Below are 21,312 nucleotides of genomic sequence, written 5' to 3'. Positions count from 1 at the left end.
TTTCCATTAGCACGTTAGCATAACCTGTCCCGTTGTAAGGGGAGTTATTGCACCGCTGATTAACCTTTCATTTCCTGTAGCTGTTTTTGCAGCGCAAACATTTCATCGCGCAGGCGGGCAGCTTCCATGAAATCCAGGTCACGCGCGGCTTTCTCCATTTCCTTCTTCGTTTTGGAAATGGCTTTTTCCATTTGGGGAATGGTTTGATACACCACTTGCTCTTCCGCTGCATAGGTTACCAGGTCTTCACTCGGCGCAATTGCATGCGGGTTGTTGGGATCATATCCTTTAATATCCAAAACCGATGTTTGGGCAAATACCTGGTCGCGTGATTTAATTACTGTTTTGGGTGTAATGCCATGTAGCGTGTTATGGGCTATTTGCTTTTCGCGGCGGCGGGTGGTTTCATCAATAGTGCGCTGCATACTTTCTGTCATGGTGTCTGCATAAAAGATCACCAAACCGTCAACGTTACGGGCTGCACGGCCTGCTGTTTGGGTCAGTGATTTTTCATTACGCAGGAACCCTTCTTTGTCAGCATCCAGGATGGCAACCAGGGAAACTTCCGGCAGGTCGAGGCCCTCCCTTAACAGGTTCACCCCTACCAGTACATCAATTTCGCCCAGGCGCAACTGGCGTAAGATCTCTACCCGTTCCAGGGTATCCACCTCACTGTGAATGTATTTCGACTTAATATTAATCCGGTGCAGGTACTTGTCCATTTCCTCGGCCATGCGTTTGGTAAGGGTGGTTACCAGCACTCGGTCGCCCTTCGTAACGCGTTTATCAATTTCATCCAGCAGGTCATCAATCTGATTCACGCTGGGGCGAATTTCAATTGGCGGGTCCAATAAACCTGTGGGACGAACTACCTGCTCCACCACCACGCCACCGGTTTTTTCCAGCTCATAATCGCCGGGGGTGGCCGAAACAAAGATGGTTTGGTCGAGCATGGACTCAAACTCATGGAAGTTCAGGGGCCGGTTATCCAATGCGGAAGGCAGGCGGAACCCATAATCAACCAGCACCAGTTTACGGCTTCTGTCGCCCCCATACATGCCGCTCACCTGTGGAACGGTTTGGTGGCTTTCATCGATCACACATAAAAAGTCTTTGGGAAAGTAATCGATCAAACAGAACGGCCGGGTACCAGGATAGCGGCGGTCAAAGAACCGGGAATAGTTTTCTACCCCATTACAATATCCCAGCTCGCGGATCATTTCTATATCATAGTTGGTCCGTTCATTAAGACGTTGGGCCTCAATGAATTTACCCACACTTTTAAAGTATTCTACCTGGGCGGCGGCTTCGTCCTGAATTTCGGCCAGGATCTGTTGGATCATGTCCTTGGGAGCTAAATACAGGTTAGCCGGGAAGATGGCAGCGTTCTCCACTATTCCAATGCGCTTATTGGTCTTTATATCAATGGTTTCGATGGTTTCAATTTCATCGCCAAAGAAAGTAATGCGATAGCCGAAGTCAACGTAAGGCAGGTTAATGTCAACTGTATCGCCCTGCACGCGGAAATTACCCCGGTTAAAGTCGATCGTACTGCGCATGTACAGGCTGTTTACCAGTGCGTGCAAAAAGCCCTGGCGCGAAATTACCTGTCCCTGGTGAATGCGGATGATCCCGTTCTCAAACTCAGCAGGGTTACCAATACCATATATACAGCTTACCGAGGCTACCACAATAATGTCGCGGCGGCCGCTGAGCAGTTCGGTAGTGGCCTGCAGCCGCAGTTTATCCAGTTCTTCGTTGATACTCAGGTCTTTTTCAATATAAGTATCGCTTACAGGCATGTAAGCTTCGGGCTGGTAGTAATCGTAATAACTTACAAAATACCCTACCGCATTCTCGGGAAAGAATTGTTTGAACTCACCGTACAACTGGGCCACCAGGGTTTTGTTGTGGGTAAGTACAAGGGTAGGTTTTTGAACCTGCTGAATAACATTGGCGACGGTAAAGGTTTTACCGGAACCGGTTACCCCCAGCAGGGTTTGAAAGGGTTCGCCCTCGCGCAGCCCGGTTACAAGCTGGCGAATGGCTTCCGGCTGATCGCCGGATGGTTGGTATGGTGCATGTAATTTAAAAGCCATAGTATAGTTAAAACTGGAATAAGGTATAAAACTGTACTCAAATTTACCGCCTTAACCCCTTCCAAAGTGTGTAAACTTTGGAAAGGGTGCGGATTAATATAAACGATTCTGGCTTTTAAAAGTTCGGCTTGTATTTGCTTCCGGTTAGGAGGCAGTCTATACTAAACGTTAAATTTTCCGGTTCAGGTAAGAGGTATAATCAGGGATGTTCAACATATACTCCTCATTCATGAGAGGCGAAGTGAGAATAAAATCGGCAGTAGCACGGTCGTTGGCCACAATTATGTTCCAGGCAATGGCTACCCGTAACAAAGCTTTAACATCGCTGTCATGCGGTTGTGCTTCCATGGGGTCCCAGAAGAAGATCAGCATATCCAGGTCGCCGCTGGCTATGAGGGCGCCAATTTGCTGATCGCCGCCCAAAGGCCCGCTAAGTAAGGCCTTCACCGGGCGGTCGAGGCTGTTCTCGAGCAGCTTGCCGGTTGTACCCGTGGCAAATAATTCATGCCGTGCCAGTACGGTCTTATTAAACTCTGCCCATTCTATCAGGTCTTTCTTCTTGTTGTCGTGCGCTACTAAGGCAATACGTTTACGGGCATTTAACTTTCTTACTCTAAGCATAGACTTATGTTCTTGGTTGTATTATATAAGCGGGAACAAGGTAATTGACTTTTGAAAAACTTTAACTGCCTGCGTTGAATTTTATTAGCGTGTTAAACGTTTTCCACAAACGGGCATAGTAATTGTAAATAGTGAAGTTCCAGAAATTTGACCCATTAAATTCAATGAAGAAAGGCGTACTGGTATATTTAATTTGCCTGCTTGTACATGTATGTACAGCGCAGGAAGTTCCACCGGCAGCACCGGTGACCATTGCTGATTCTACAGATACTTCCTCTTTTATCACTGATCTTACATTGAACATTCGCGAAAATTCAAAGGTTGTTTTAAACTGGAAACAGCCGGAAGATACAACGTATACCTTTGCTTCCATAGAAAGAAGCAGTGGTGGCCGTGAGTTTGAGGTGGTGGCCGTTATAAAGCAATCAGACATTAAACCCGACAATGAGTGGGTAGACGATTCACCGGCCCGGGGCCGTAGTTTATACCGGGTACGCTTTTCCGGTAAGGACGGGTTTCAACAGGCGTTCTCAAAATCGAAGGAAGCGCTGGTGGCAGGCGATATCTCTTTTCGCTTTTACCCCAACCCGGTAGATAACATCTTAATTGTACGGTCTGAGGCGGTAGCCGATATTCAAATTGTTGATGCCACAGGCAAGCAACGGATGAATATAAATAACCTGCAGGGGTTACAAACCCTGAATGTAACCATGCTTGAAAAGGGCATTTACTTTCTGCGTATAAACAACCACACCACGGGTTTGCTAACCCAGGAAAAACTGGTGAAGAACTAAACAAAGGGTTCCCGGGGGATATGCTCAACCGATACTAGCAGTCGAAAGCGCCTTATATTTGAAAATGTCAATAACTTTCCTGCTCATCATCAGTTTTCTGCAAACCGAAGCTGTTTAGTAATATGTAATTACTTGATCCCCTTTTTGTTATACAGATAAATATTGCATGTATTTATACGCAGAAACAGCTATTAAATCTCCGAATTAACTTGGTATTTTTACTATTACCACAAAATGGTATTGCAGATATCAGATTTCAACGCTATTTTTACCTCGGTTTTTCATAGGATATTGGATTTTAAAAGCGGGGTTGAATTTCTATTCAGACCCCTTTTTTATTTTATAGCACTGCCGTACTAACCTACCCGATATAGATCCCTTATATAAGTTATTTGTAAAATAAAAACGTCCCGGCCGAACCGGGACGTTTTACTTACTAACCCATATAAATTCAACTGAACCTGGAAAAAGTGCAAATGAAAACCGCTTAGAAATCATCTGCTTTTTTTCACTTAAGAAGCTTCCCGCATTTCTTTAACCTTTTCTCTGATCTTAGTCTCAATTTCGTTCGCCAGCTCAGGATTGTCCTGTAATAAGTTTTTAACCGCGTCACGGCCCTGGCCGAGCTTATCAGAGTTATAGCTGAACCAGCTTCCGCTTTTGTTTACAATACCCAGTTCCACACCCATATCGATTATTTCACCCATTTTTGAAATGCCTTCGCCAAATACAATGTCAAATTCTGCGGCGCGGAAAGGAGGAGCTACTTTATTTTTTACCACTTTTACTTTAACCCGGTTACCGATGGCTTCGTCACCGTCTTTAATTTGTGCGCTACGGCGGATATCCAAACGAACCGATGCGTAGAATTTCAGGGCGTTACCACCGGTAGTGGTTTCGGGGTTACCGAACATTACGCCGATCTTTTCACGCAGCTGGTTAATAAAGATGCAAATGGTATTTGTTTTATTGATGGTGGCGGTAAGCTTACGCAGGGCCTGAGACATCAAACGGGCTTGTAAACCCATTTTGCTGTCACCCATTTCGCCTTCCAGCTCGCCTTTAGGCACCAGGGCGGCCACAGAGTCAATTACCACTACATCCAGGGCGCCTGATAAAATAAGGCGGTCAGCGATCTCCAGGGCCTGCTCACCGTAGTCTGGTTGAGAGATAAGCAGGTTATCTACATCAACACCCAATTTTTTAGCGTACAGGCTGTCAAATGCATGTTCCGCATCGATGATGGCGCACATGCCGCCTTTTTTCTGGGCTTCTGCAATAACGTGGATGGCGATGGTGGTTTTACCGGAAGATTCAGGTCCGTAGATCTCAACGATACGGCCTTTTGGTAAACCGCCGATACCGAGAGCTACATCCAAACCAATGGAGCCGGTAGAGATTACCTCCATCGGTTCCGTTGACTTTTCGTTCATCATCATCACACTGCCCTTACCAAAATCTTTTTCAATTTTATCTATAGTTAGCTTGAGCGCTTTTGCTTTTTCGTTTTCTGCCATAATGGGTTGTTTTAATGCTTTCAAATTTACCGATTGCCAAATGTAGAGAAAATTATATTATCAACACTAATTATTTTAGTATTGCAGAACTAATTATTTTGGTGGTGTGACTAACTTCCCCATACCCTTTTACCGTTCAGGGTTCGTTCCTGAACCGTTTCAGGACGACCCCTCTATTACCTTTTTTATAGGTACGGGGGTAGTAAATGGGTAGTAAAAAGGTAGTATTTCGCTGGTAAATGGGTAGTGTTGGGGTAGTGGGGAAAGGAAAGAAAAAGGAAGGACGCGGCAACAAAAAACCCTGCCAGCGCGACGTAGCAGGGTTACCCACATGAAATTTCTGAGAAAACTACTTCAGGAAAAGGCAATGGCCGAAACCATGTGGGAGAACAAAGTGACAAATATTCCCATTACCAATCAATACCACTTAGTGGTAGTTTTTAACACTCAGCCTGATTTATATATTTATTTGTTATATGTTTTTGGCAGTTACCGGAGGTGGGAAAGGTGATTTGTTCAGGGGCCGGAATGAAGTTCCGGATCTTGCAGGAAGTTTACAGGTTATGATATATTCGTGGAGTTGAAAACGAATTGCCGTTTAATAATTCCCGTTAGTTAAGGTGGCTGCCTTTAAATGGAAATCCATCGGCGTCATTTAAACATGACTGATTCTGCTACCCGCTGGTTGCACAGGTTGATAAATTATTGCCACAATCGTAGTATAGCACGGGTTAGCACCAGTATATTTATTAAAGTAAACTTAAATTAAGGATTTATATAAGTTTGCAAAGGTGTAAATGCGTTTCATCAATACCTTTGCGGCTACCGGCACAATACTTGCGTACTGGGGCCAGTATACGAGGAGGAGCGAACCTGAGGTATTGGATAAAACAATTAAAACAACATATATATGAATTGTAAACAGGTGTTATTTACAGGACTGTCTTCTCTGTTACTTTTTTCATGTGTAAGCTCAAAAAAATATAAAGGTGAGATAGCAAAATATAATGAGCTGAGCGGTAACTATACCAAATTGCAGGGTGATCTTAAAGGTTGCGAAGATGCAAAAGCTGAATATGCCCGCAATAAAACAAGCCTGGAAAATGAAATCGACAATCTGAAAAAGCAAAATGAATTCCTGAAGCAGAACAATACACAGGCATTGAAACAGCTGCAGGACCTTTCAGTTATTTCTTCTTCACAAGCCGAAAGTATAAAAAAATCACTGGAGAACATTGGCGCTAAAGACGCCTACATCCAGGATTTGCAAGCTTCTATGGCGCGTAAAGATTCATTGAACATGGCCCTGGTGATGAACCTTAAAGGCGCCATTGGCAACCTGGCCGATGAGGACATCAATATCAAAGTTGATAAAGGTGTGGTATACATCGATATCTCCGACAAACTGCTTTTCAACAGCGGCAGCTACGTAATCACTACACAGGCAACTGAAGTATTAGGTAAAGTAGCCAAGGTATTACAAGCGCAACCCGATATCGAGTTCATGGTAGAAGGCCATACCGATAACGTGAAATTTGCTAAAGGCGTTTTGCTCGACAACTGGGACCTGAGTGTGCACAGGGCTACAGCCGTAGTAAGGATACTGCAAAATAAATATGGTTTAAATCCAGCCCATATTGCTGCCGCCGGTCGCGGGGAATATTTACCTGTAGCACCAAACGATACACCTGCCGGCCGTGCCGCCAACCGCAGAACAAGGATCGTGATTTTACCTCAGCTCGATCAGTTCTTCAAATTGCTTGAGCCCAAGAAATAATTCTAACAGATATTGAATATGTGAAAGGCCCTCCGATCAAACGGAGGGCTTTTTAATTTTAATGCAATTCTAATCTTCTGCCCGAAGAAAACCGCATGCTTACCTGTAAGGCTATTGTTTTAAGTGATTTTACCTAAAAATGGTTGAATGATATTTAATTTTATCCTGCCAGCCTGCTAATATTTCTTCATTCCCTATATATGTGATAATTTGTCCGCCTTTCGATCATTTTTTTAATTGTGATTCGTTTGAATATCGAAACCCTGTAGAAATCGCCCTTACCGGTTGTTATGAAACACGCACTATGGATCATTCTTGTTGCCCTTTTTATAGGGGGCTGTTTGCCTGCCTGCCTGGCAAAGGATGGACCATTGACCGCTGTAACAGCTCATCAGGGTGTTTTAGATCTTCGATCAGCAAACCTGCAGGAATATTCAGCTCCTTTAATTGGTGAATGGCAATTTTACTGGCTCCGGTTATTGCAACCAGGCGATACTGCTTCCGCTTCGCCGGACTATGTTAACTACCCTTCTCTTTGGAACAAGATAAAACTACGCGGACATTATTTGCCTGTTGAAGGATATGCTACCTATTCGCTTACGGTGCTGCTTCCCAAAAGGCGGCCGCACCTGGCCATGTTGATGACCGATGTATACTGTTCGTACCGGTTATTTATAAATGATTCTTTACTGTCCGCTAATGGGAAGCCTGATACCTCCCGTGAAACAGCTGTTCCTTTCTGGTGCACAAAAGCCGTTAACCTGCCCGACAATACTGATACCCTGCATTTGTTGTTACAGGTAGCCAACTTCTGGCATACCAAGGGTGGTACTTACAAAACGTTATATATCGGCGAAAACAACAAGCTCACTTTAAACCTTCAACGCGATAGGGCTTATGATATCCTGCTGGCAGGCTGTTTGTTTATGGGTGGGTTGTTCTTTTTTGGTTTTTATGCCTTTGGCAGCCGTGATAAAGCCATCCTTTATTTCTCGTTGTTCTGTATCGTTTACAGTTACCGCATGGTAGGTACCAGCCAGTATGTATTACATGCCGTATTTCCCAACCTCAGCTGGTTTTTAACTATCCGGTTGGAATATTTAAGTCTTACCCTGGGCGTTGCTCTGTTCTCCCGATATTTTCAAAGCGTGTATCCTAAAGATGCCAACCGGTTTATCGTGAATGCGGTTGTTTACATCTGCCTGCTTTATAGCCTGGTGATCCTGGCAACGCCACCCCGGATATTTACCCAGGGAATAATGCCGTTTCTGGGCGTGATGTTCTTCTATATCGCCTTTGCCTTATTCATTTGTGTAAGGGCGGTTAAATTCAAACGGGTGGGGGCTGCATTCGCTCTAATGAGTTGCGGGGTTATGCTGCTGGTGTTTTTAATCATCAACCTGAATTACTTCCAGGTAATAGGAACAGAAAAGTGGATCGTTTTCATAGGTTATGTACTCTTCTTCTTTTTACAATCACTGGTGTTATCGCACCGGTTTGCCTATACCCTGCGCAAAGCCGCCGATGAAGCTCAACAGGGGTTAAAAACCAAAACAGAGTTTCTTTCTACCATGTCGCATGAAATACGTACCCCGTTAAACGTGGTTATAGGTATGGCGCACCTGATGCTGCGGAGCACTCCGCGCCGCGACCAGGAAAAGAACCTGAATGTATTGCTGTTCTCGGCCAATAACCTGCTTTCTATCGTTAACGACATCCTGGATTATAACAAGATCGAGGCCGGAAAAATCAATTTTGAAATGGTGCCGATGGACATTACCTCCATCGCTCAGCATATCACTGGTGGGTTAAGCAGCAAAGCCGTTGAAAAAAACATTACATTAGATACCATCATCGACAGCCGCATTACCCATAAAGTAATCGGCGATCCTACCCGCACTTCACAGGTAATTTATAACCTGGTGCATAATGCCATCAAGTTCACCGAACAGGGATCGGTACAATTATCGATACAGGCAGAGAAGATCACCGGCGATAAAATAACCCTAACTATAAAAGTGACCGATACGGGTATTGGAATTGAACCTGACAAACAGCAATTGATCTTCGATCGTTTTACGCAGGCCGACTCCTCTACTTCGCGTAGTTATGGTGGAACCGGGCTGGGCCTCGCTATCACAAAGCGAATACTGGAACTGCAGGGCGTGGTGTTGAATTTACGAAGTGAACCGGGAAAAGGATCGGCGTTTTATTTCTCCCAGAATTTTGACCTTAGTAATGAACCGGTAAATACCGAAGGGCAGTACAAAAAAGACCACATTTCAGATAAACAATTGCAGGGTGAACACATTTTGGTAGTGGAAGACAATCCCTTTAATATTATGGTGGCACAATCGTTGCTTGAACGCAGCGGGGCTATAGTAGAAGTAGCAACCAATGGGGAAGAAGCACTTGAAAAAATTCAACCGGGAAAATACGATCTGGTTTTAATGGATCTGAATATGCCTGTTATGGATGGGTTTGAAGCTACCCGCCACTTGCGTGCCCGTGGCATTACATTGCCAGTGATTGCACTCACCGCCAGCCTGCCGGCCGAGGTGGAAAAAGATGTGCAAAGCGCAGGCCTTACCGATATAGTAGTGAAACCATTCAATCCCGATGAATTATTCCGGGTTCTGCTCAAACATCTGAGGTAATCTTCCCATCACATTATTCTACCTATTTTTGTAATAAATCATTTAACATGAAATGGGCTGGACGGCGCGAAAGCACCAATGTTGAAGACCGCAGAGGATTTTCCGGCGGTGGACTCGCAGTTGGCGGCGGCATTGTTGGCGTAATTGTTATTTTATTGAAAGTGTTCCTGGGTGGAGATACCTCCGACCTGAACCAGGTATTGCCACAGGGCGGACCTGCCAAAGAAATGAGCGCTGAAGAACAAAAGAAGGACGATGAACGCGCCAGCTTTGTAAAAGTGGTGTTAGCCGATACCGAAGATGTATGGGGTAAGCTGTTTTCAGATGCGGGTAAAACCTATACCGATCCCACCCTGGTACTTTTTAGAGAATCTGTGCAAAGCGCCTGCGGTATGGCCGGCTCAGCCACCGGGCCCTTTTATTGCCCAGGCGACCAGAAGCTCTATATCGACCTGTCGTTTTTTGAAGAAATGCAGGAGCATTTACATGCCCCCGGCGATTTTGCCATGGCATATGTGGTTGCCCATGAAGTAGGACATCATATTCAAAAGCTGAATGGCACCAGTGATAAAATGGACCGCCTGCGTCGGCAATTGAGCGAAGAAGAATACAATAAATACTCCGTAAAGCTGGAATTACAGGCCGATTTCCTGGCCGGTGTTTGGGCCCATCACGCCCAAAAAATGAAGAACATCCTGGACGCAAATGACATCGAAGAGGCGCTGAATGCCGCCAATGCTATTGGCGACGACCGGTTGCAGAAAGAAGCCCAGGGCCGGGTAGTTCCTGAATCATTTACCCACGGTACTTCAGCACAACGTGTGTACTGGTTTAAAAAAGGATTTGAAACCGGCGATGTAAGTCAGGGTAACACCTTTAATGATCCATCATTAAATTAATTTCTTCCGCCACCTGGCATTGTTTTTTATGATAATACCGGCATGAGACCGTTTACTTTTTTAGTAGGCATTTGGGTACTGTCTTGTAATGGTTCCCCTGGCAACAATTTACCCAGGCAAGACAGTACACAACCTGCTATAACAGATACACCTGCGGCACAGGCCCCTGGGCCTGAAAAAGATACCACAAAGCTGGGCGGACAATGGTTTTTACAGCCTGTGCTGGCTTCAGATACCGCTACGGGCAAAATTCCCCGGTTGGTTTTTGATCTTTCTACCAAAAAGTTCACCGGCAATACCGGTTGTAACAATATGAGCGGGCAGTTTGATTTTACCGATTCAACGCTGCAGTTTAATCAGCGCATTATCACTACAAAAATGGCCTGCGTTGGTTATAACGAAAAGGCGTTTTTGGAAACCCTGCTGCGTACCAACAGTTATAAACTTCAAAGCGGCACTCTGATCCTGCTATTCGATCAAACAGAGTTATCACGCTGGACGCGAAAAGTAACGCCAAAACCGGTGGTAAATAAAACCTAAACCTTCAACTGCGCTCAGGGCGCCTGAGGGGCGCTCGTCAAACCGGCGGGTTTTATTCTGTCAATAATATAGGAACTAAGAAACAGCCACAGGGAGCCAATGGAATAACCCGCCAGTACATCTGTAAAATAGTGTACCCGTAAATAGATCCGGCTAAAGCCAATACTCAACAACAAAGCTATTACCAACAGCAGCAACGTCCATTTTAAAACCGGGTGGGCTTTTTCTTCTTTCCAGATAATGATCATCAGCAAGCCATAAAAACAAACGCTCATAAAAGCATGACCGCTGGGAAAGCTAAGTCCTTTGGCTGGTGCGAGTAATGGGATCAGCGGGCGATGACGGTTGAACAGGAGTTTCAACCCAAACATAATAGATACACTGCTGAGCGCAATGGCGCTTACTTTTATTGAATACCGCCCCCTTTTTTTAACCAGGAAATAAATACACAACAACACATTGGCGGGGATCAGAAAATAGTGGGAGCCAAAAAAAGTAATGACCTCCATAATTTCGGTCATATCATTACTTACCAGCGAGTGGGCAAAAGCAAAGGCTTTTTCATCGGCGCCGGTTTTATCAAGGTAAAAAACCCGGTAAGCAATGAACAAAAAGCTGAAAAGACTGATCGTAAATACAACAAGCAGGATAATCAGTTCTTTTGACAGAATGACTACTTTGTCGGCTACTTTCTTTTTCTGGGGCGACAGATCGATTTGTGTCATATGCTATTCAGTTAATGCCAGTTAACCAGCGGCTTTGCTTTCCTGTAACCATTCCCTGTAATATAAAACTGCTCTTATTTCGCCATATGAATAGGTGTCACCCAGTTTTTCTTTAACCGGGGTGGTAGCGGCAGTTTGCAAATTCAATTCTTCAACGGTTTGGAGAATAACGGTTATTTTATTTTCAGCAACGAGTTCCTTTACATCCAGTTCACCCGTTCTGATAAAAGAAGCCAGGTGAGTTTCAATGGTTGAGGGAGCCAGTTGTCGCAGGTTCGCTATTTCGGCAATGTCCTTACCTTCCTTAAACAACTGCAGGCTTATCCGGTTCGAATCTCCTTTTTGTGCTTTGGATGTTTTCTTTTCCGCTTCTTCAGCTGTTTTTATGTTGTCGGCTCTTTTCTGGTCTTCTACCAGTTGCAGCAGGTCAGTTGCCTTTGCGCCTTTTACCAGTCCATCAGTAATTTGAACAGCCTGTTGAAGCAATAATTTTTTTCGTTGTGCCAGCAACAGTAACTGCTGTAAGGCGATAACGTATTTTTTTGACTTGGGTTTGGGTTTTACTTCTGCTATATGATTGATAATGGATGTTTCTATTTCATCCATAGCCTGTAAAAACCAGGTGCTGCCGGCCGATACCCGTTGGTGAAGAAACTGGTAGCCATCCTGTTGGGCATTGGGTAACAGTTGTTCCAATTGCCGGGTGAACTTATCGGCCATCTCCTGCTGTTTTAAAACGGCATCCAACAAGTGCTGACCCCAAAGGATACAGGCGTTTTTATCGGGTATTGTGCGTTTTTCGTAATCATCATAATGAATTTGAACGCCTTCGCCCAGCTTTAGCCAGTCGAAAGTTTGCACCAGGGAGCGGGTAATAAACAACTGTTGTTCCTGCTGTAATTCCTGTGCCAGCTGATCTTCTTCCTGCTCCAGCCGGGTAAATTCAATAACCCTTGTATCGGTGTTTATGCTGGATGGGTGAATGCGGGAATAAAGCACCAGGCCAGCCAGCGAGGTAAGCCGGCTAAGGGCTACATATACCTGTCCGGGAGCAAAGGATGCGCCGGCGTCGATGATGGCTCTTTCAAAAGTGAGCCCCTGGCTTTTATGAATGGTGATGGCCCAGGCAAGCCGTACCGGGTATTGTTTAAAAGAACCAATCTCTTCTTCTTCAATTTTATCATCTTCATTGTTATACTGGTAACGAATGGCCCGCCAGGTTTCTTTTTCTAACAGCATATCGTGTTCATCCCCTTCAAATCGCACATATACCTCCCCGCCGCCGATGCGGGAAATGGTGGCGATCTTGCCATTAAAGAACCGTCGTGATTCACCCTTATCGTTTTTGATGAACATGATCTGGGCGCCTACTTTTAATTGAAGAACCTGGTCGGCCGGGTAGGCACGTTCATTAAAATCGCCCGTGATCTCGGCCTTGTACTCGCTGGATTGGCTGGCGAGTTTTTCCAGTTGATTCTGGTTAATAGTATCGGCCTTTGCATTATGTGTGGTAAGCGTGATATAGCTTTCGTTATGTGAACTTTCATACCCCGGCAGGTAATGCTGGTGCAAAAGATCAAGGTCGGCAGCAGTAACCTTATTATTTCGGATATTATTGAGCACACCAATGAACTCCTGTTCGTGCTGGCGGTAGATCTTTTTTAACTCCAGGTACAATGGCGGTTTTTGTTGCAGGGCCTGGGCGTCGAAAAAGAAGGGGCTTTTATATTGATGTTTCAACAGGTCCCATTCTTCATTTTTCACTACCGGCGGCAATTGAAACAGGTCACCGATATACAGCATCTGCACGCCCCCAAAGGGCTCGAACTGTTTTCTTCTAACATGGCGGAGAATGCAATCAATTTCGTCGAGGATATCGGCCCGCAGCATACTTACCTCGTCGATGATCAGCAGTTCCAGTTCCTGCAGCAGGATCTTTTTATCGTTGTTAAGCCGCAAGCCTGCCAGCAAAGTATGCGGGGTGTTGAACGCACTATTACTATTCCAGCCACTGGGCTGGGCGGGTAAAAACGAACCATGGGGCAGCTGAAAAAAGGAGTGCATGGTAACTCCGCCGGCATTAATGGCGGCCACGCCTGTGGGCGCCACTACCGCCAGTTTTTTAAAGGTGTTTTCCCGGATGTATTTTAAAAAGGTGGTTTTGCCGGTGCCTGCTTTTCCGGTTAAGAAAAGGTGGCGGTTTGTTTGATTCACAAACCGAACAGCCAGTTGAAATAAATGATTGGATGTATCGGTAGAAAAAGCCATGGTCACACTCACTTTGCGGCAAGATAAGTAATGGGGCAGAAAGGGCAATTATAAATGATGCCAAGCAAGTTTTACGGGGCTCAGGTTGGCTAAACCATGTGTGAACGTTGTGTCAACCATGTGTCGACCATGTGTCAAATAGGGTACTTCTCCAATGAAACACACATGTTTCACACATGGTTGACACAGGGAAGGCTCATTAAACAACTCTTTTTCAATTGATTATGACCATTGAAAGAAGCTGCCGTGTTGTAAATGATTGTTTTTCAGCTCGTAATGCAATTTTCTCACTCCCGTTTCGCGACGTAGTTTCAACTTTTGATCTTTTTTAATACCTGCTTCCTTCTTATTTTGGAGTCTCGCATTAAATGTTTTTATATCCACCAGGTACCGATGCTAAAAGGTTATTCTTGCTGAATTTTGAAGGAAATATTACAAACTGGAGGAGCTTTAATGTCATATTTTAAGTACTTAAATGCGAAAAAACGCATTTTTTGTATGACTTGCACAATAAAAAATGGGGTGAATTGTAGAAATGACCTATATTAGCAGTGGCTAAATGAAAAAAGCCACCTGTAGAAACAGCTGGCCTCTAACGATTGCTTGCCATATGAAAAAAGAGATAAATCTAATTTGTCTTTTTGAATACTGCATATTATCTTGCCGTATTCTTTTTTGAGCCTCTAATGATTGCTATACACGCTAACGATTGCTTCCCATTACCATTTTGCTCATTTGCTTATTCAAAAGTAGGATGTAAATTGGTACCTTTCAAAACATGTTGGTACCGGTTTAATTATGCCAAGAGTGTGAAAGAAATCCTAAAACCCTTGCCGGTATTGAGTTTAAGGCAAATTTCATAATTATGTCCAACCGATTTACAGATGCGTTGTTTCAATTGGTTCACTCGCTGGAGAAGTCGGAAAAAAGGCACTTTAAACTTTATATAAAAAGGAGTTCGGCTAATGAAGACTTGAAGATCATACGACTGTTCGACGCGTTGGATAAATTACCAGAGTATGACGAAAAGTTGTTACTTAAAAAACTTCCAGACATTCAGAAGCCGCAGCTTGCCAACATAAAGACCCATTTATATAAACAGTTACTTGGCAGCCTTAGGCTGTTAAAAGCCACCGAAAACATTGATCTTCAACTTAGTGAACACCTTGATCATGCGCGGGTGCTATACAATAAGGGATTAAAACTGCAAAGCCTTAAAATTCTTGAAAGGGCTAAGGAAATCGCACGCGCCAACCAGAAATTCAATTTTCTGGCCCAGGTAATTTCCCTCGAAAAAAAGATTGAAACGCTTCACATTACAAGAAGTTCCACCGAAAAAACAGCTATCCTGGCTGAAGAAGCCCAGGAGATCAGCAGCCATATCGACCGGGTAACACGTTTATCGAACCTGGCACTGCTCCTTTACCGTTGGTTCGTCTTAAACGGGCATGCCCGCAATCCGGAAGATGAGCAGGCGCTTAAAAAATACCTGAAAGATTATTTGCCTAGCGATCAAAATGCGGTAGATGGCTTTTACGAGAGGCTGTACCTGTACCAGAGCTATAACTGGTATGCATTTATCAAACAGGATTTTTTGATGTATTACCGCTATGGTCAAAAATGGATAGACCTGTACAATGAGCATCCGGAAATGAAGGAAGTAGAAACGGGCCACTATATAAAAGGCATGCACAACCTGCTGAATGCCCATTTTGACCTGCGTAATTTCAAACAATTTGAAATTACGCTGAATCAGTTTGAAGAGTTTTCCAAAACACCGGTAGCTACTCACCACGACAATTTTCGCACGCATACGTTTATTTATATAAATGGCGCCAAGATCAACCAGCACCTGATGCAGGGCACTTTTAAGGAAGGTCTGGCACTGGTTCCCGAAATTGAAGAAAAGCTGGAAGAATATGCGCTGTTTGTTGATCAGCACCGCATCCTGGTATTCAATTACAAAATTGCCACCCTGCATTTCGGGAATGGTGATTTTGAAAAAGCGATCGATTACCTGCAACGCATTATTAACGGACCGCTCGATATGCGCATTGACCTGCAATGTTACGCCAGGTTGCTGCACATGCTGGCCCACTATGAAATGGGCAATTTCGAATTGATGGAATCGCTGAGCAAATCGGTTTTCCGGTTTATGGCCCGCATGAAGAACATTACCGTGGTAGAAGAAGAAATGCTGAAATTCCTTCGCCATTCTTTTGGCATCAGTCCGCGGGAATTAAAACCTGAATTGGAAAAATTCTTAAATAAGATCAAACACCTGGAAAAGAACCCGTACGAAACACGGGCCTTCGCTTACCTGGATATTATTTCGTGGACGGAAAGTAAAGTTTACCAGAAACCCATGCAGGAAATCGTATATGGGAAATATTTACAAAGTAAACACCGGCGTTAATTATAGTTTTATATAGAATAGGTAAAGTCCTCCCGATGCATCGGGAGGATTTTGCTTTTTATGAATGGCAGGGAAATAGCCAATGAGGTTTGTATATTTATCTATAATTAAACGATGAGTATGTTGATTAAACGGTCACTGGTAATACTGGCATTGATTGGCAGCGTACAGGTAAATGCCCAGGAAACATTGAGCATGCCCCGTAATTTGCCGGCCGCATATGAAAAAGGCACCCGTACCAACAGCGGGGAACCGGGCAGCAAATACTGGCAGAATACCGGGACCTATAACCTCGATATCAACTTTAATCCCGAAACCCGGCTGCTGACCGGCAAGGTTGACATTGATTACGTAAATAATAGTCCAAACACATTACAGCAGATCGTTTTCAAGCTGTATCCCAATATTTACAAAAAGGGAAGCATGCGCATGATGTCGGTAAGAGCACACGATATTACCGATGGCGTACGTATTTCCTCCTTTCAGGTTAACAGTGCTGCCATCGACAGCAACCGCTTACGGATAGATGGCACCAATATGATGGTGCCGGTTCCTTCGCTGGCGCCCGGTGGTACCATGCACTTCAGTATTCAATACGCGTATACGCTCAATAAAACATCTCACATCCGTACCGGCGAAATAGAACCCGGGGCAGATTTTATAGCGTACTTTTTCCCCCGTATTGCAGTATACGACGACATAGATGGCTGGAATATGGAGCCATACCTGGGCCCGCAGGAGTTTTACAATGATTTCGGCAATTTCAATGCGACCATTAAAGTGCCCGGAAATTATGTAGTGTGGGCCACCGGCGACCTGGCCAATTGTAATGAAGTGCTGAATGAAACATATTGTCAACGGTTGCGCACAGCTGAACAGCAGGATGCTGTTGTTAACATCATCGATTCTGCCGATCTGAAACAAAAGAGCGTTACGCGGCCAAATGCATTTAATTCCTGGAAGTTTTCGGCCGCCAATGTTACCGATTTTGCCTTTTGTGTGAGCGATCATTACCTGTGGAAAGCTGCAAGTGTGGAAGTGGATCCTGCTACAAAAAGAAGAACGCGTGTGGATGCAGTGTTTAATCCGGCGCACAAGGATTATTATGAAGTAGTTGATTTCAATAGAAAAACCGTTTGGGCCATGAGCCACGTATTCCCCCGCTGGCCTTTTCCCTACTCGCACGAAACTATTTTCGACGGGCTCGATCAAATGGAATATCCAATGATGGTAAACGACAATCCGCTGGAAAGCCGTGCGGAAACCATCGAGCTGGTTGACCATGAAGTGTTTCATACCATGTTTCCATTTTACATGGGGATAAATGAAACAAAATACGCCTGGATGGATGAAGGTTGGGCCACTATTGGCGAATGGATCATTTCTTCGATCATTGATACCAGTTTAAAGGACGATTATGGCGTTCACGGCTATGAAAGAGTGGCAGGTTCAGAAACTGATGCGCCTATCAGCAGCTTATCAACACAAATGACTGGCACTAACTATTTTGTAAATTCTTATCCCAAGCCTGGTCTCGGTTATTTGTACGTGAAAGATATGTTGGGTGACACCTTGTTTACTAAAGCATTACACTATTATATACAACAATGGCAGGGAAAACACCCCATGCCCTTTGATTTTTTCAACTGCATGAACACGGGGTCGGGTAAAAACCTGAACTGGTTCTGGAGAAGGTGGTTTATCGATGGAGGTGTACCTGATCTGTCATTAAAGGTAAAAAATCAGGCGGGATACAAAATTACCGTTGATTGTAAAGGAAATAAACCTGTGCCGGTAGATGTCACCCTGACATATGAAGATGGTTCTACAGAAAAAATCCACCGGTCGATCGCTGTGTGGGAAAAATCGGGCACAATTTCATTTTCGATTCCTGAGAAAAAGGTGCTAAAATCTGTTTTGCTGGGAAGTACGTACGTTCCGGATGTTAACAGGAAAGACAATATATGGAATAACAAGTAATAGTTTTTTTGTATTTAGCAGGGTTAATACTTATTTCAGGTTGTTAAAGTGGAAAACCAGATTAAGTTTTTTTAAATTTTCATTCGTTTTTGCAAATAAAATTTACATCTTTGCAGACGCTTGCTGCCATAATATAAAGTTTATTATTTCCATAGTAAAACCGCTTAGAATAATGTATACTCACATTTGGCTGAAATACCTGCCCATTATTAGGATTTTGATGAAGAAATCGGCCGCAGGTGATCAAGTGCTTAATCTCAATCGTCCAGACTTTGAAAAAGCCGGCGTAGCGCGCAAAGCCGGATACAAATTCACCATTGAGTACACCAATGGTAAAGTGGCGAATGTGATCAGCACCTCACAGCTGGCCCTTGACCTGGCTGCTGTTATGTTGGAAGATGCGACCATGAAGACTTTGCTGGCTGCTAATAACTACACTATTAGCCTCAATACAAAGTTCCAGGTAAGCATTAAAAATGTAACACCTCAAGCCGAGGCGCTGGCACTGGAAGAAACTACTGCATAAGCAAGTATCTTTCGTTCAACCTTTTAACCCTTACATTTTCCTATACCGGAATAATGAATTATAAAGTCTTTCTCTTAATTGAGAAGGACTTTTATTTTTTGCTACAAATAACAGGCAGAGGCATTAACTTGCATAAATGCAAGATTACTTACAGGGATTGAACGCACAGCAACGTGAAGCTGTTATCCATAGAGATGGTCCGTTAATGATTGTGGCCGGCGCCGGCAGTGGTAAAACAAAAGTGCTTACCACGCGTATTGCACACTTAATGGCCACCGGTGTAGATGCATTTAATATTCTGGCACTCACCTTTACCAATAAGGCTGCCAAGGAAATGAAGGAGCGTATTGAAAAAGTGCTTGGTAACAATGAAGCCCGTAATTTATACATTGGTACTTTTCACAGTGTGTTTGCCCGAATTTTACGGGGCGAGGCACATAACATAGGCTATCCCAACAATTTTACCATTTACGATACCGACGATACCAAGAGCGTTATAAAAACGGTGGTGAACGAGTTGAACCTCGATGACAAACATTACAAACCTGCCGCTGTATATAACCGCATTTCAGGCGCCAAAAATGCGCTGGTTGGTCCGGCGGAATATGCCAACGACTACGCCCTTCAGCAGGAAGATATGCGTGCTAACCGCCCGGCCATTGCACAGATCTATGATGCGTATGTAAAACGCTGTTTCAAAAACGGTGCGATGGATTTTGACGATCTGCTGTTGAAATTTTATGAGCTGTTAAGAAATGTACCCGAATCCCTGAGCAAATACCAACGCAAGTTCAAATATATCCTGGTTGATGAGTACCAGGATACCAACCCTGCCCAGTATGAAGTAATAAAACTGCTGGGCGCCATGCATGAGAATGTGTGCGTGGTGGGTGACGATGCGCAAAGTATCTATAGCTTTCGCGGCGCTACCATTGAAAACATTTTGCAATTCCAGAAGGATTATGAAGACGCTAAAGTGGTGAAACTGGAACAAAATTACCGCAGCTCCAAAAGCATTCTGGATGTAGCCAACGAGGTTATCAAAAACAACAAAGGGCAAATTCCCAAAAACCTTTGGACAGATAAAGGCGAAGGCGAAAAGATAAAGCTGGTACGGTTGAATACTGATAATGATGAAGGCAAGTATGTGGCCGACACCATCCAGGAGCAAAAACTGCGCAATCACTATAACAACCGCGATTTCGCCATTCTCTACCGCACCAACGCACAAAGCCGGGCGTTTGAAGAAAGCCTGCGCCGCATGAGTATTCCATATACTATGTTTGGCGGACTTAGCTTCTATGCGCGTAAAGAGATAAAAGATTATGTGGCCTACCTGCGCGTAATTGTAAATCCCCGTGATGAAGAAGCGTTAAAGCGTATTATCAATTACCCCGTACGCGGTATTGGTAAAACAACCATCGATAAAACGGTTTTGATGGCCAATCAGAATAATATTACCATGTGGGAAGTGCTGGAGCGGGCGCGTGAAGCTGGTTTTAAAGCCGGCACCCTGGAGGCGATCGAAAACTTTGTGGTGATGATCAAAAGCTTCGCCAGCATGCTGCAAAGCAAGAATGCGTATGATGTGGCTGTGCATGTTGGTAAGCAAACCAGTTTTGTAAAAGAGTTATTCAACGATAAAAGCACCGAAGGCGTTCAACGTTACGAGAACGTACAGGAATTGCTGAACAGTATTAAAGAGTGGACTGAAAGCCCCGATACAGAAGAAGGAGAAGTAACTGATAAAGGCCTTGGCGCTTACCTGCAACAGATTACCCTGCTGACCGATGCTGATGAAAAAGACCCCAATGCAGATACGGTAAAACTGATGTCGATCCACGCTGCAAAAGGACTTGAGTTTAGCTGTGTATTTGCCGCGGGGTTGGAAGAACAGCTATTCCCCAGCGGACTGGCCATTAACACCCGCGAAGAGTTGGAGGAAGAACGCCGCCTGTTTTATGTGGTGATTACCCGGGCAAAGGAAAGACTGTGGATCTCTTACGCCAATACCCGGTACCGCTTTGGTAACCTGGTTCAAAATGAACCCAGCCGTTTCCTGGATGAACTGCCTGAACATTATGTTGACAGAAGCTTTGCCGGTGGTGGTTTGCGTAACCAGGTGAATAACCGCAGTGCCTACGACAGAATGAACGGCGGAGGCTGGGGTGGTGGTAATTCGGCCGCCAATGCAGAAAAGCGTTATGGCGCTCCACCATCAAAAAAGCCATCTACTACCCCCGGTACACCTTCCTATTTAGCACCCAAGCAACAAAGCAAACCGGTGGAGCATGTGCCCTCAGCTGATTTTGTTGCCAGTGATATTTCAAATTTACAGGTAGGTAACCGGGTTGAACACCAAAAGTTTGGTTTTGGGGAAGTAATAAAAATGGAAGGAAGTGCGCACAACCCAATTGCTACGGTGAAGTTTGATACGAATGGGGAAAAGAAGATCATGCTTAACTATGCAAGATTAAGAATATTATAAACGTT

Annotated in this window: 14 protein-coding genes; 9 read left to right on the top strand and 5 right to left on the bottom strand. The window is 44.3% G+C overall.

What is annotated here, in order from left to right; all coding sequences use genetic code 11:
* Positions 1–59: 59 nt before the first annotated feature.
* Both uvrB and NIAKO_RS30940 read right to left on the bottom strand, forming a co-directional pair.
* Positions 60–2,099: an excinuclease ABC subunit UvrB gene (uvrB, locus tag NIAKO_RS30945; protein ID WP_014222423.1), complete on the bottom strand. Its 2,040-nt coding sequence runs from the start codon at positions 2,097–2,099 to the stop codon at positions 60–62.
* A 168-nt stretch (positions 2,100–2,267) separates the two neighbouring features.
* Positions 2,268–2,720: a methylglyoxal synthase gene (locus NIAKO_RS30940; protein WP_014222422.1), complete on the bottom strand. Its 453-nt coding sequence runs from the start codon at positions 2,718–2,720 to the stop codon at positions 2,268–2,270.
* A gap of 164 nt (positions 2,721–2,884) precedes the next feature.
* On the opposite strand from NIAKO_RS30940, the gene NIAKO_RS30935 reads away from it, so the two are divergent.
* Complete coding sequence (locus NIAKO_RS30935) at positions 2,885–3,514, top strand: T9SS type A sorting domain-containing protein (RefSeq protein WP_014222421.1); 630 nt, start codon at positions 2,885–2,887, stop codon at positions 3,512–3,514.
* Positions 3,515–4,026: 512 nt separating this feature from the next.
* On the opposite strand, the gene recA is transcribed toward NIAKO_RS30935, so the two are convergent.
* The gene (gene recA / locus NIAKO_RS30930) at positions 4,027–5,031 is read right to left on the bottom strand and encodes a recombinase RecA (RefSeq protein ID WP_014222420.1); all 1,005 of its coding nucleotides are present in this window, start codon (positions 5,029–5,031) and stop codon (positions 4,027–4,029) included.
* A gap of 910 nt (positions 5,032–5,941) precedes the next feature.
* Between recA and NIAKO_RS30920 the strand changes: the two genes are divergently transcribed.
* From NIAKO_RS30920 to NIAKO_RS30905, 4 genes are all read left to right on the top strand, one after another.
* On the top strand, positions 5,942–6,808 hold the full coding sequence (locus tag NIAKO_RS30920) for an OmpA/MotB family protein (protein WP_014222418.1): 867 nt from the start codon (positions 5,942–5,944) through the stop codon (positions 6,806–6,808).
* A gap of 290 nt (positions 6,809–7,098) precedes the next feature.
* Complete coding sequence (locus tag NIAKO_RS30915; RefSeq protein WP_014222417.1) at positions 7,099–9,465, top strand: response regulator; 2,367 nt, start codon at positions 7,099–7,101, stop codon at positions 9,463–9,465.
* A gap of 47 nt (positions 9,466–9,512) precedes the next feature.
* On the top strand, positions 9,513–10,364 hold the full coding sequence (gene ypfJ / locus NIAKO_RS30910) for a KPN_02809 family neutral zinc metallopeptidase (RefSeq protein WP_014222416.1): 852 nt from the start codon (positions 9,513–9,515) through the stop codon (positions 10,362–10,364).
* A gap of 42 nt (positions 10,365–10,406) precedes the next feature.
* Positions 10,407–10,904 carry an META domain-containing protein gene (locus NIAKO_RS30905; RefSeq protein WP_014222415.1) on the top strand — a complete coding sequence of 166 codons (498 nt, stop codon included), beginning with the start codon at positions 10,407–10,409 and terminating at the stop codon, positions 10,902–10,904.
* A gap of 14 nt (positions 10,905–10,918) precedes the next feature.
* Here the strand turns inward: NIAKO_RS30905 and NIAKO_RS30900 are convergent, their stop codons facing one another.
* Together NIAKO_RS30900 and NIAKO_RS39650 are read right to left on the bottom strand one after the other, a co-directional pair.
* Positions 10,919–11,629 carry a phosphatase PAP2 family protein gene (locus NIAKO_RS30900; protein WP_014222414.1) on the bottom strand — a complete coding sequence of 237 codons (711 nt, stop codon included), beginning with the start codon at positions 11,627–11,629 and terminating at the stop codon, positions 10,919–10,921.
* A 21-nt stretch (positions 11,630–11,650) separates the two neighbouring features.
* Positions 11,651–13,897, bottom strand: coding sequence for a helix-turn-helix domain-containing protein (locus NIAKO_RS39650; RefSeq protein ID WP_014222413.1), 2,247 nt, complete (start codon positions 13,895–13,897; stop codon positions 11,651–11,653).
* Positions 13,898–14,762: 865 nt separating this feature from the next.
* On the opposite strand from NIAKO_RS39650, the gene NIAKO_RS30890 reads away from it, so the two are divergent.
* The 4 genes from NIAKO_RS30890 (at position 14,763) to NIAKO_RS30875 (ending at position 21,307) form a co-directional block, all read left to right on the top strand.
* A complete protein-coding gene (locus NIAKO_RS30890) occupies positions 14,763–16,313 on the top strand; it encodes a hypothetical protein (protein ID WP_014222412.1) in 1,551 nt (516 codons plus the stop codon).
* Positions 16,314–16,433: 120 nt separating this feature from the next.
* Positions 16,434–18,293, top strand: coding sequence for a M1 family metallopeptidase (locus tag NIAKO_RS30885; protein ID WP_014222411.1), 1,860 nt, complete (start codon positions 16,434–16,436; stop codon positions 18,291–18,293).
* 172 nt (positions 18,294–18,465) lie between these two features.
* Complete coding sequence (locus tag NIAKO_RS38820) at positions 18,466–18,819, top strand: hypothetical protein (RefSeq protein ID WP_014222410.1); 354 nt, start codon at positions 18,466–18,468, stop codon at positions 18,817–18,819.
* Positions 18,820–18,955: 136 nt separating this feature from the next.
* Positions 18,956–21,307, top strand: coding sequence for an ATP-dependent helicase (locus tag NIAKO_RS30875; RefSeq protein WP_014222409.1), 2,352 nt, complete (start codon positions 18,956–18,958; stop codon positions 21,305–21,307).
* Positions 21,308–21,312: the final 5 nt, after the last annotated feature.

Source organism: Niastella koreensis GR20-10 (assembly GCF_000246855.1).
Lineage (GTDB): Bacteria > Bacteroidota > Bacteroidia > Chitinophagales > Chitinophagaceae > Niastella > Niastella koreensis.
This window is presented reverse-complemented; position numbering and strand designations above follow the sequence as displayed.

What these genes read in the sequence shown, in the direction of transcription:
- recA (WP_014222420.1), bottom strand. Translation starts at nt 5,031, where the DNA reads ATGGCAGAAAACGAAAAAGCAAAAGCGCTCAAGCTAACTATAGATAAA.
- ypfJ (WP_014222416.1), top strand. Translation starts at nt 9,513, where the DNA reads ATGAAATGGGCTGGACGGCGCGAAAGCACCAATGTTGAAGACCGCAGA.
- NIAKO_RS38820 (WP_014222410.1), top strand. Translation starts at nt 18,466, where the DNA reads ATGTATACTCACATTTGGCTGAAATACCTGCCCATTATTAGGATTTTG.
- uvrB (WP_014222423.1), bottom strand. Translation starts at nt 2,099, where the DNA reads ATGGCTTTTAAATTACATGCACCATACCAACCATCCGGCGATCAGCCG.
- NIAKO_RS39650 (WP_014222413.1), bottom strand. Translation starts at nt 13,897, where the DNA reads ATGGCTTTTTCTACCGATACATCCAATCATTTATTTCAACTGGCTGTT.
- NIAKO_RS30875 (WP_014222409.1), top strand. Translation starts at nt 18,956, where the DNA reads ATGCAAGATTACTTACAGGGATTGAACGCACAGCAACGTGAAGCTGTT.
- NIAKO_RS30900 (WP_014222414.1), bottom strand. Translation starts at nt 11,629, where the DNA reads ATGACACAAATCGATCTGTCGCCCCAGAAAAAGAAAGTAGCCGACAAA.
- NIAKO_RS30940 (WP_014222422.1), bottom strand. Translation starts at nt 2,720, where the DNA reads ATGCTTAGAGTAAGAAAGTTAAATGCCCGTAAACGTATTGCCTTAGTA.
- NIAKO_RS30905 (WP_014222415.1), top strand. Translation starts at nt 10,407, where the DNA reads ATGAGACCGTTTACTTTTTTAGTAGGCATTTGGGTACTGTCTTGTAAT.
- NIAKO_RS30935 (WP_014222421.1), top strand. Translation starts at nt 2,885, where the DNA reads ATGAAGAAAGGCGTACTGGTATATTTAATTTGCCTGCTTGTACATGTA.
- NIAKO_RS30915 (WP_014222417.1), top strand. Translation starts at nt 7,099, where the DNA reads ATGAAACACGCACTATGGATCATTCTTGTTGCCCTTTTTATAGGGGGC.
- NIAKO_RS30920 (WP_014222418.1), top strand. Translation starts at nt 5,942, where the DNA reads ATGAATTGTAAACAGGTGTTATTTACAGGACTGTCTTCTCTGTTACTT.
- NIAKO_RS30890 (WP_014222412.1), top strand. Translation starts at nt 14,763, where the DNA reads ATGTCCAACCGATTTACAGATGCGTTGTTTCAATTGGTTCACTCGCTG.
- NIAKO_RS30885 (WP_014222411.1), top strand. Translation starts at nt 16,434, where the DNA reads ATGTTGATTAAACGGTCACTGGTAATACTGGCATTGATTGGCAGCGTA.